General features: G+C 65.1%; 11 protein-coding genes and 1 pseudogene. 9 read left to right on the top strand and 3 right to left on the bottom strand.

Going from position 1 to position 10660, the window contains the following annotated elements; translation table 11 throughout:
• Both H926_RS30185 and H926_RS30180 read right to left on the bottom strand, forming a co-directional pair.
• Window positions 1–290 (bottom strand): annotated as a pseudogene (locus H926_RS30185) (diaminopimelate epimerase); the annotation flags it as partial.
• Between the two features lie 61 nt (window positions 291–351).
• Complete coding sequence (locus H926_RS30180; RefSeq protein WP_231627777.1) at window positions 352–2040, bottom strand: bifunctional diguanylate cyclase/phosphodiesterase; 1689 nt, start codon at window positions 2038–2040, stop codon at window positions 352–354.
• A gap of 337 nt (window positions 2041–2377) precedes the next feature.
• On the opposite strand from H926_RS30180, the gene ffh reads away from it, so the two are divergent.
• From ffh to H926_RS0123165, 9 genes are all read left to right on the top strand, one after another.
• Complete coding sequence (gene ffh / locus H926_RS0123205) at window positions 2378–3889, top strand: signal recognition particle protein (protein ID WP_028658413.1); 1512 nt, start codon at window positions 2378–2380, stop codon at window positions 3887–3889.
• A gap of 39 nt (window positions 3890–3928) precedes the next feature.
• The gene (rpsP, locus tag H926_RS30175) at window positions 3929–4327 is read left to right on the top strand and encodes a 30S ribosomal protein S16 (RefSeq protein ID WP_022678363.1); all 399 of its coding nucleotides are present in this window, start codon (window positions 3929–3931) and stop codon (window positions 4325–4327) included.
• Between the two features lie 15 nt (window positions 4328–4342).
• Window positions 4343–4831 carry a ribosome maturation factor RimM gene (gene rimM / locus H926_RS0123195; RefSeq protein ID WP_022678362.1) on the top strand — a complete coding sequence of 163 codons (489 nt, stop codon included), beginning with the start codon at window positions 4343–4345 and terminating at the stop codon, window positions 4829–4831.
• Window positions 4832–4861: 30 nt separating this feature from the next.
• Window positions 4862–5134: an AbrB/MazE/SpoVT family DNA-binding domain-containing protein gene (locus H926_RS0123190; RefSeq protein WP_022678361.1), complete on the top strand. Its 273-nt coding sequence runs from the start codon at window positions 4862–4864 to the stop codon at window positions 5132–5134.
• The gene (locus H926_RS0123185) at window positions 5134–5520 is read left to right on the top strand and encodes a type II toxin-antitoxin system VapC family toxin (protein ID WP_022678360.1); all 387 of its coding nucleotides are present in this window, start codon (window positions 5134–5136) and stop codon (window positions 5518–5520) included. The genes H926_RS0123190 and H926_RS0123185 overlap by 1 nt, the downstream gene beginning before the upstream one ends.
• 102 nt (window positions 5521–5622) lie before the next feature.
• The gene (gene trmD, locus H926_RS30170; RefSeq protein ID WP_022678359.1) at window positions 5623–6543 is read left to right on the top strand and encodes a tRNA (guanosine(37)-N1)-methyltransferase TrmD; all 921 of its coding nucleotides are present in this window, start codon (window positions 5623–5625) and stop codon (window positions 6541–6543) included.
• Window positions 6521–6901: a 50S ribosomal protein L19 gene (gene rplS, locus H926_RS0123175; protein WP_022678358.1), complete on the top strand. Its 381-nt coding sequence runs from the start codon at window positions 6521–6523 to the stop codon at window positions 6899–6901. The genes trmD and rplS overlap by 23 nt, the downstream gene beginning before the upstream one ends.
• 95 nt (window positions 6902–6996) lie before the next feature.
• Window positions 6997–9258 carry a S9 family peptidase gene (locus H926_RS0123170; protein ID WP_028658411.1) on the top strand — a complete coding sequence of 754 codons (2262 nt, stop codon included), beginning with the start codon at window positions 6997–6999 and terminating at the stop codon, window positions 9256–9258.
• A 98-nt stretch (window positions 9259–9356) separates the two neighbouring features.
• On the top strand, window positions 9357–10382 hold the full coding sequence (locus H926_RS0123165; protein WP_022678356.1) for an aspartate-semialdehyde dehydrogenase: 1026 nt from the start codon (window positions 9357–9359) through the stop codon (window positions 10380–10382).
• An 80-nt stretch (window positions 10383–10462) separates the two neighbouring features.
• Here H926_RS0123165 and H926_RS33910 read toward each other — a convergent pair.
• On the bottom strand, window positions 10463–10660 hold a 198-nt coding region (locus H926_RS33910), incomplete at its 5' end, for a hypothetical protein (RefSeq protein ID WP_043611194.1).

Raw genomic sequence — 10660 nt, 5'->3', positions numbered from 1 at the left:
CCGGTTTCGATCCGGGTGCGGCCCGCTCGTTCGCCGCCCAGCAGCAGGCCCACGGCGCGGCTGGCGTTGCCGCAGGCGCCCACTTCGCTGCCATCGGGATTGAAGATGCGCATCTTCACATCGGCCTGGTCCGACGGTTCCAGCACGATGAACTGGTCGCAGCCGATGCCGGTGTGGCGATCGGCCAGCGCCGCGGCGCGCGCGGGCGAGACCGGCAGCGCGGTTTCGCGCGCGTCGATCACGACGAAATCGTTGCCCAGGCCATGCATCTTGATGAACGGAATACGCATGGGCGCGATCTAGGCGGCAAAGGGTGGCGGCGCAATGGCTGCGCTGCTTGTCACACCGGGTTCAGCCGAGCGCGGCGCGGTTCTGGCCTGGCGTTGCCGGCTCTTGCGCGGCTGCGTCGGCCGGGGTGGCGTTGCCGATCAGCAGATCGTCGGCGGCCAGTGCGGCGCGCACCGTCTGGGCATCCTGCGGATGGCCATAGAGGAAGCCCTGGCCCTTGAACGAGCCCAGCTTGCGCAGCTCTTCGAGCACGCCCTCGGTTTCGATCCCTTCGGCGGTCAGCGGCAGATCCAGCCCCTGGCCGAGCGAGGTGATCGCGGCCACGATCGTGGCGCTGTCCTTGCAGCTGTCGAGCGTGGAGACAAAGCTGCGGTCGATCTTGATGCGGTCAAACGGCAGCGAGCGCAGCTGCGCGATCGAGCTGTAGCCAGTGCCGAAATCATCAAGGCTCAAGCGGATGCCCTGGTTCTTGAGGCTGGCGACCAGCGAGCGGACCAGCGGCAGGTTTTCGTGCAGGCAGGTTTCGGTGATTTCCACGTCCAGCCGGTGCGGGGGGAAATTGGCCTCGACCAACAGCTTGAGCAGGCGCTGCGCAAACCAGGGGTCACGCAGCTGCAAAGGCGAGACATTGACCGACAGCGTGAGCGAGGGATCCCATTCGCGGGCATCGACCAGCGCCTGGCGGATCAGCGACTCCGAAAGTTCGGCAATCACGCCGATTTCCTCGGCCACGGGAATGAACACGTCGGGCGCGATCAGGCCATGGCGCGGCGATTGCCAGCGGGCCAGCATCTCGAAACCGGAAAGCCGGCCGGTGTCGATGTCGATCTGCTTTTCGTAATAGGGCACGAATTCGCCGCGCGCGATGCCTTCGCGGATGCCGGTTTCCAGCTCGGCGCGGAACCGCAGTTCCTTTTCCATCGTCGGGTCGAACCAGCAGAAGCGATTGCGGCCGCCGCTCTTGGCCTGGTACATGGCGAGATCGGCGTGGTGTTGCAGGCGGGCAGCGATCGTCGCGTCGTCAGCCTGGGGTGGCATGGTGGCGCCATCGCTGCGCGCCAGGCCGATCGACCCGGAAATATCCACCTCGCAATCAGGCAGGCGCACCGGCTCGCCCAGCGTGGCATTGAGCTTTTCGGCCAGTTGCTCGACCATCGCCGCGCGCGCCGGGTCAAACCGCATGGCGCAGGTGAATTCGTCGCCTCCGATGCGGGCGATGATCGCGCCCGGCGGCAGCGTGGCGCGCAGGCGATCGGCCGTTGCCACCAGCACCGCGTCGCCGGTCTGGTGGCCATGCAGATCGTTGGCGCGCTTGAACTTGTCGAGGTCGAGCATGAACAGCGCCACGGCGTCGCCATGGGCGCGGGCCTCGGCCACCAGGGCTTCGATCGCACCATCCAGGCTGCGGCGATTAAGGCAGCCGGTCAGCGGATCGGTAAAGGCCAGGGTACGCGCTGTTTCCTCGGCCCGGCGCCGCTCGCGCACTTCGCCGGTCAGTTCCACATACCGGCGCCAGCCAAAGATGATCAGCGCAATATTGAGCAAGAGCGCATTGGCCAGCACCGAATCGACACTCGCCCCGCCGAACAGCACATGGCGCAAGGCGCGGGTGAGCACTGCCGAACCGGACCCCACGAACAGGATGATCGCTGCGGTGATGATGCCCAGGGCGACGACATCGCGCTCGGCACGGGCGATGCCGGTTGGTGCCGCTGATGCGGGTTGGCCGCTTTCCATTGCCGCACTTGCCATACCGTTACCTGCTCGTTTCCCCCGGGGGGGCAGCTTGCATGCATGCCCTGTTACCCACCTGCGGGAAACTACGTGCAGGCTGTTGAAAGATTGGTTAAGGGGCCCAAAGCCCCCGCTTGGCCGGCATTTTTGCCGCAGGAGGGCGCGGCGCAGGGTTGCAATCGGGCAAGGGCGCGGGTAAGGGCACCGCTCTGCCAGAGCCGGGATTCGCCGGCGCTTGCGCAGAGTCGTTTTGTACGCCCCCTGTTGGATGGCGCACGCTGGTCGGCGAGGTTTCGCCCACCGGCGTTTTTCGCGTTATCGGCTGGCGGCGCCCGTTTTGGCAATGGAGCAGCGCGTGTTCGACAGTCTTTCCGACCGGCTTGGCGGTGTATTCGACCGCCTGCGCGGGCGCGGCGCGCTTTCCGAGGACGATGTTCGCGCCGCCATGCGCGAAGTGCGCATCGCCCTGCTGGAGGCCGACGTGGCCTTGCCGGTGGTGCGCCGCTTCATCGATCGCGTTACCGAAGAAGCCGTTGGCCAGTCGGTCCTGAAGTCGGTCACGCCGGGCCAGCAGGTCGTCAAGATCGTCAACGACGCGCTGGTTGAAATGCTGGGCAGCGAGGCCGCCGATCTCGATCTGGCAGCCGCCCCGCCGGTGGTGATCATGATGGTCGGCCTGCAGGGTTCGGGCAAGACCACCAGCACGGCCAAGATCGGCAAGCTGCTCAAGGAAAAGCGCGGCAAGAAGGTGATGATGGCGTCGCTCGACGTCAATCGCCCCGCCGCGCAGGAACAGCTGCGCGTGCTGGGCGAGCAGGCCGGCGTTGCCACGCTGCCGATCGTGCCGGGCCAGTCGCCGGTGGAAATCGCCACGCGCGCACTGCATTCCGCGAAGCTTCAGGCCGTGGACGTGCTGCTGCTCGATACCGCTGGCCGTCTCCACGTCGACCAGGCGCTGATGGACGAGATGAAGGCAGTCGCTGCCATCTCCGTGCCCAAGGAAACCCTGCTCGTCGTCGACTCGCTGACCGGCCAGGACGCGGTCAACGTGGCGCAGGCGTTCGCTGGCGAAGTTGACCTGACCGGCGTGGTGCTGACCCGCATGGATGGCGATGCCCGCGGCGGTGCGGCGCTGTCGATGCGCGCGGTTACCGGCAAGCCGATCAAGTTTGCCGCCACCGGCGAAAAGCTCGACGCGATCGAACCGTTCCAGCCCGAACGTGTTGCCGGCCGCATCCTGGGCATGGGCGATATCGTCTCGATCGTCGAAAAGGCGGCGGCGACGATCAAGCAGGACGAAGCTGAAAAGCTCGCCGCGCGCATGGCCAAGGGCCAGTTCGACATGAACGATCTGCGCATGCAGTTGCAGCAGATGCAGCGCATGGGCGGCCTGGGCGCGCTCGCGGGCCTGATGCCGGGCATGAAGAAGGCCAAGGCGGCGATGGCGCAGTCGGGCATGGACGACAAGGTGCTGCTGCACATGGATGCGATCATCGGTTCGATGACGGCCAAGGAGCGCACCAAGCCCGAACTCTTGAACGCCAAGCGCAAGATCCGCGTCGCCAAGGGGTCCGGCACCACGGTGCAGGACGTCAACAAGCTTCTGAAGATGCACATGGAAATGGCCAAGGCCATGAAGCAGATCAAGAAGATGGGCGGCCTCAAGGGCCTGGGCGCGCTGTTCGGCAAGGGTGGCCTTGGCGCCGCGATGCCGGGCCTTGATCAGCAGGCCGGCCCCGGTGGGCTCGGCGGCGGCATGGGCGGCGGCCTTGGCGGTATGGGCGGCGGTGGCGGCCTTCCCGGCCTGCCCGGCATGGGCAGTGGCGGCTTGCCGTCAAACCTGGCTGACCTGCTCAAGAAGAAATGATTTTATCCTGATTTTTCAGTTTGTTTGAAAGGTAGTCGAATGTCTGTTTCTCTGCGTCTGTCGCGTGGCGGTTCCAAGAAGCGCCCCTATTACAAGATCGTTGCTTCGAACAGCCGCGCCCCGCGCGATGGCAAGTATCTGGAGCAGGTGGGCACCTACAACCCGCTGCTCGCCAAGGACGCCGAAGACCGCGTGCGCCTGGTCGAAGACCGCGTGCGCTACTGGCTCGGCGTTGGCGCCCAGCCGACCGACCGCGTTGCCCGTCTGCTCGACAAGGCCGGCATCAAGGAACGCGCCCCCACCAACAACCCGCAGGCTGGCGAACCCGGCAAGAAGGCCAAGGAACGCGCTGAAGATCGCGCTGAAAAGGCCGCTGCTGCTGCTGAAGCGGCCGCTGCTGCCAGCGCCGAACCGGCTGCCGAAGCCACCGAAGCCTGAGCTTAGGCAAGCGGCATGACGCATGATCGTCCGGTCACGCTTGCGGCCATCGCCGGCGCGCATGGCGTGGCCGGCGAGGTGCGCCTCAAGCTGTTTGGTGAAGGCGTGGCGGCGTTGAAAGCCTACAAGGCGTTCAACGGCGGCACGCTGACCCTTGAAAAGCTGCGCGACGACGGCAAGGGCGGGGCAATCGCCCGCTTTGCCGAAGTCACCACGCGCAATGCGGCAGAAGGCCTGCGCAGCACGGCACTGACCGTCCCGCGTTCGGCCCTGCCGCCGCTCGCCGACGGCGAATATTACCATGCCGATCTGATCGGCCTGCCGGCTCATTCCACCGACGGCGCCGTGCTGGGCACCTGCGTGGGCGTGGACAATTATGGCGCAGGTGACGTGCTCGATATCGAGCGGCCCGATGGCAAGCGCTTCATGGTGCCGATGCGCGCCGAAGCGGTGCCCGAATGGAACGCGGACCGCCTGTTGATTGACGCTCTCTACGCGGAATAGTATATACCTCCCGGATATACGGAGGTTGCCGTGACCGAGCAATTCACTGTCCGAAGTTTCAAGTCCGGCAATTCGGTGGCCCTGCGCCTGCCGAAAGGGCTTGGCATCGAGGCGGGCGAGGAACTGATCGTGGTTCCCCATGCCGATGGCAGCATGACCGCCTGGCGGAAAGCGCAATCGCGCGAGGCCTTTCTGCGGCTGTTTGGCAGCGTGTCTGAAGCCTTCATGGCGCAGGGGCGCGGCGACACCGACCAGGGCGACTATGACTGGCCCGACACGCCGCACCATCCGGCAGCGGCCTGATGTACCTGCTCGATACCAATGCATGCATCGATTTTCTCGCCGGGCGCAGCGAGTCACTTGCCGCGCGCATGGGCGAGAATTTCGGCAAGCTGTTCGTTTCCACGATATCGGTCGCCGAACTGATGGCCGGTATACGCACGTCTGCCGATCCTGGGCGGGACGCAAAGAAGATCGATATTTTCGTGGCTAGCCTGGAAACGCTCGATTTCGACCGTGCCTGTGCCCGTCGTTATGGCGATGTGGTGCGCGCCATCGGCGTTCGGCGCAAAAGTTTCGATCGGTTGATCGGCGTACAGGCGCTGGAACGCGGACTGATACTGGTGACGCGCAATGAGCGCGACTTTGCCGATGTGCCGGGGTTGAAGATCGAGGACTGGGCGGATTGAAGCACGGTTGCCAAGGCCGCTCCCGCACGCCAAGGCCCCTCCACCAGCCTGCGGCTGGTCCCCCTCCCCGTGTCGGGGAGGATCGAGCAGGACTTTTTGTAGATGACCTTCCACGCTGCCGTTCTCACGCTTTACCCCGAGATGTTTCCCGGGCCACTGGGCGTGAGCCTGGCCGGGCGCGCGCTGGGGGAGGGGAAGTGGACGCTCGATCCCGTGCAGATCAGGGATTTTGCTACCGACAAGCACCGCACCGTTGATGATACGCCCGCTGGCGGCGGGGCGGGGATGGTGCTGCGCGTGGATGTGCTGGCCAAGGCAATCGATCATGCGCGGGCGAGAATGGCGGAGAGGGTGGGATACGAACCATCCTTAGAAGAGGACAGCCCCCTCCACCAGCCTGCGGCTGGTTCCCCTCCCCCGGCGGGGGAGGAGCTTGTTGATCCTCCCCATGCAATGGGGAGGGGGACCGCCGGCGCAGCCGGTGGTGGAGGGGCCTCGACCATTCCCGTCATCGCGATGACGCCGCGCGGCAAACCGTTGACCCAGGCCCGCGTGCGCGAGCTGGCGGCGGGGCCGGGGGTGATCGTCGTGTGCGGCCGGTTCGAGGGTTTTGACGAGCGCATATTCGAGGGCCGCCAGGTGGAGGAAGTCTCGGTGGGAGACATCATCCTGTCGGGCGGCGAATGTGCCGCGCTGATGCTGCTCGATGCTTGCATTCGCCTGCTTCCCGGCGTAATGGGCGCGGCTTCTAGTGGGCATGAAGAGTCGTTCGAAAACGGGCTGCTCGAATATCCCCACTATACCCGCCCCCAGGAATGGGAAGGGCGCACGATCCCGCAAGTGCTGCGATCGGGGGATCATGCGAAGATCGCGGAATGGCGGCAACGCCAGTCCGAGGATGACACACGGTTACGCAGGCCGGATCTTTGGGAGCGCCACGTCGGCGTTCGGGTCCAGTCTGCCTCTGGCGCGCGGCAAAAAAGTGCAGGACGTTTGAAAAATGAACCTGATTCAGCAGATTGAAGCTGAAGCGATCGCCGAATTCAAGGCGTCGAAGACCATCCCCGAATTCCGCGCTGGTGACACCGTGCGCGTCGGCGTGCGCGTCGTTGAAGGCGAGCGCACCCGCGTTCAGGCCTATGAAGGCGTCGTGATCGCGCGTTCGAATCGCGGCATGGGCTCCAACTTCACCGTTCGCAAGATCTCGTTCGGCGAAGGCGTGGAACGCGTGTTCCCGCTCTACTCGCCCAACATCGATTCGATTACCGTCGTCCGTCGGGGCGTGGTGCGTCGTGCGAAGCTGTACTACCTTCGCGGCCGTACCGGCAAAAGCGCCCGTATTGCCGAGCGCCGTGACACGCGCCCCGGCCAGGAAGGCTGAGAAGCCGCCGCCGCGACACGGAAATGACCGTGAAAAAGGCGTCCTGGCATATCCGCCAGGGCGCCTTTTTTGCTTATCGGGAACATCCCCTTGCCATGCAATTCCGCCTTCACCTGCTTGCCACGGCGCTGGTCTGCGCCCCTGTTCTTGCCCATGCAGCCCCTGCTGGAACAGCCCCGGTGACCGCGCCCAGCGCCGCCCCCGTGCTAACGCTCGAACGGGTGTTCGCCAGCCCCTCGCTCAACGGACCCACCCCGCGCGGCGTGCAGCTGTCGCCCGATGGGCGCTATCTCACCCTGCTCAAGAACCGCGCCGACGATCGCGAGCGGTTCGACCTGTGGGGCTTTGATCGCAAGACCGGCAAGTGGTCGATGCTGGTCGATTCGCTCAAGCTGTCGTCGGGCCGGGTGTTGAGCGAAGCGGAAAAGATGCAGCGCGAGCGCCAGCGCATCGGCGATCTCAAGGGTATCGTCAGCTATGACTGGGCGAGTGACAGCAAGACCGTGCTGGTGCCGCTCGATGGCGAACTGCTGCTCGCTGGCCTTGATGGCAAGGTGCGCAAGATCGCCGGCACCACCGGGGGCGAGTTGAACCCGCGCCTGGGGCCGCAGGGCGATACCCTGGCGTTCGTGCGCGATCGCCGGCTGTGGATCGCACCGGCTGATGGCAAGGCGCCGCCGCGCGCGATCACGCCCGAGGAAAGCGCCGAAACCGTCCACTGGGGCGAGGCAGAGTTCGTTGCCCAGGAAGAACTCAACCGCATGAGCGGGTTCTGGTGGGCGCCCGATGAAAAGCGCCTGGCCGTGGAACGCTTTGACGAGGCAGCGGTGGGCGTGGTGACGCGCGCGGCCATCGGCGCCGATGGCACGCGCACCTATGACCAGCGCTATCCTGCGGCCGGCGGCGCCAATGCCGATGTCTCGCTGTGGCTGATGGATGCCGATGGCGGCCATCGCGTTCAGGTGGAGCTGGGGGCGGACAAGGACATCTATCTGGGTCGCGTCGATTGGGCGAGCGATGGCAAGACGCTCTATGTCCAGCGGCTGGACCGCGCGCAGACCCGGCTCGATATGCTGGCGGTGGACCCGGCGACCGGTGCTTCGCATGTGCTGTTCACCGAACAGGCGCGCGAGAAGAGCTGGATCAACCTGTCGAGCAATTATCGCTTCCTCGATGATGGCAGCCTGATCTGGTGGTCGGAACGCGATGGCTTTGGCCACCTCTATCGCCGCTTCAAGGATGGCCGCTGGCAGCAGCTGACCAAGGGTGACTGGGTCGTCACCGACCTGGTTGGCGTGGACCAGAAGACCGGGCGCGTCTATTTCGCCGGCACGCGCGACGATGTGCTGGCCGGGCAGGTCTATGCCCTGTCGCTCACCGCGCCCGACAAGATCGCGCGGCTGACCGACCTGGCCTTTGACAACAAGGCGAGCATGGACGGCAAGGGCCAGGCCCTGATCGTGACGCGCAGCGCCGATGCGCAGCCGCCGCAATCCTATCTGGCCGATGCCCATGGCAAGCGGCTGGCGTGGATCGAGGAAAACAAGGTGGACGCGGCCCACGCCTATGCGCCCTATCTTGCCGCGCATCGCCCGGCGACGTTCGGCACGATCGCGGCGGCAGACGGCACGCCGTTGCACTACATGATGATCACCCCGCCGATGGTGCCGGGCAAGCGCTATCCGGTGTTTACCTATCACTATGGCGGCCCCACCGCGAACGTGGTGCACAAGGGCTGGCAGGGCGCGCTGGCCCAGGCGATCGTGGCCAAGGGCTATATTTATTTCGCGCTGGACAACCGCGGCTCGGAAAACCGTGGCGTCGATTTCGGCAGCAAGATCTGGCACGCGATGGGCACGGTCGAGGTGGAAGACCAACTGGCGGGTGCGCAGTGGCTCAAGACCCAGCCCTATGTCGATCCCGCGCGCGTCAGCACGTTTGGCTGGTCCTATGGCGGCTACATGACGGTCAAGATGCTCGAAGCGCATCCTGGCGTCTGGGCTGCGGGCATCGCCGTGGCGCCGGTCACCAAGTGGGAGCTTTACGATACCGCCTATACCGAGCGTTATCTCGGCAATCCCAAGCAGGTGCCCGAGGTTTACAAGGCCGCCGGCGCGCTGGAGCAAACCGGGCAGATCCGCGATCCGCTGCTGCTGGTCCACGGCATGGCCGATGACAACGTGGTGTTCGAAAACAGCACCGCGCTGATCGCCAAGATGCAGGGCGAGGCCATTCCGTTCGAGATGATGCTCTATCCCGGCTACACCCACCGCATCAGCGGGCCCAAGGTGAGCCAGCATCTCTACGAGACGATGTTCCGCTTTCTCGACCGCAACGGCGCGGGCAGCGGCAAATAAGACGTTTGGGGGGCAAAAGCCCCTTTCGCTTGGCTGGTTGGAACCAGCCGCTAAGGAACGGGCGCGCGCAAGGCGCCCGCAAGGGAGTGACAGGTATCATGGGTTATCGGGTTGTAGTGGTGGGTGCGACGGGCAATGTTGGCCGTGAGATGCTCAACATCCTGGCCGAGCGCGAATTCCCGATCGACGAGATCGCCGTGCTGGCCTCTTCGCGCTCGCAGGGCAGCGAGATCGATTTCGGTGAAACCGGCAAGAAGCTGAAAGTGCAGAACGTCGAGCATTTCGACTTCACGGGCTGGGATATCGCGCTGTTTGCCGCAGGCTCGGCGCCGACCAAGATCTATGCGCCGAAGGCCGCATCGCAGGGCTGCGTGGTGATCGACAACTCGTCGCTCTATCGCATGGACCCGGACGTGCCGCTGATCGTGCCCGAAGTGAACCCCGATGCGATCGACGGGTACAAGGCACGCAACATCATCGCCAACCCCAACTGCTCCACCGCGCAGATGGTCGTGGCGCTCAAGCCGCTACACGACAAGGCCAAGATCAAGCGCGTGGTCGTGGCCACCTACCAGTCGGTGTCGGGCGCCGGCAAGGAAGGCATGGACGAACTGTTCGAGCAGAGCCGCGCGATCTTCGTGGGCGATCAGGTCGAACCCAAGAAGTTCACCAAGCAGATCGCCTTCAACGTGATCCCGCACATCGACAGCTTCCTGGATGATGGTTCGACCAAGGAAGAGTGGAAGATGGTGGCCGAAACCAAGAAGATTCTCGATCCCAACGTCAAGGTCACGGCAACCTGCGTGCGTGTGCCGGTGTTCATCGGTCACTCCGAAGCGATCAACCTGGAATTCGAGGACGAAATCTCGGCCGTCGAAGCCCAGGACCTGCTGCGCGAGGCGCCGGGTGTGATGCTGGTCGATAAGCGCGAGGACGGCGGCTATGTCACGCCGGTGGAATGCGTGGGCGATTATGCCACCTACGTTTCGCGCGTGCGCGAAGACTCCACCGTCGACAACGGCCTGTCGCTGTGGTGCGTGTCTGACAACCTGCGCAAGGGCGCGGCGCTCAACGCCGTGCAGATTGCCGAACTGCTGGGTCGTCGCCACCTCAAGAAGGGGTGAGCTGGCACACCTTTTGGGTATAGAAAAGGCCCCGGTATCCGCGCTGGATACCGGGGCCTTTTTGTTTGTGGCTACGCAGATTACTGCGTGACGCGGGTGGTGGTGGTCACCGTGCTGGCGGCGGAAGCCGTGCGCACCGGGGTATGCGCGGTGCGGCGGGCCACCTTGCGCACCGTGACCTTCTTCACCGGCGCGCGGGCTGCGCCCTGCGTGGTGACGGTGGTTTCCACCGTGGCCGGGGCGGGCTGCGGCGTGGTCAGCGCCACGGCAGCGGCCTG

The organism is Novosphingobium sp. B-7 (assembly GCF_000410615.1).
In the GTDB taxonomy this organism is placed as follows: Bacteria; Pseudomonadota; Alphaproteobacteria; order Sphingomonadales; family Sphingomonadaceae; genus Novosphingobium; species Novosphingobium capsulatum.
Note: the sequence above shows the minus strand (reverse complement) of the source record. Positions and strands in the feature narration are given on the sequence as shown.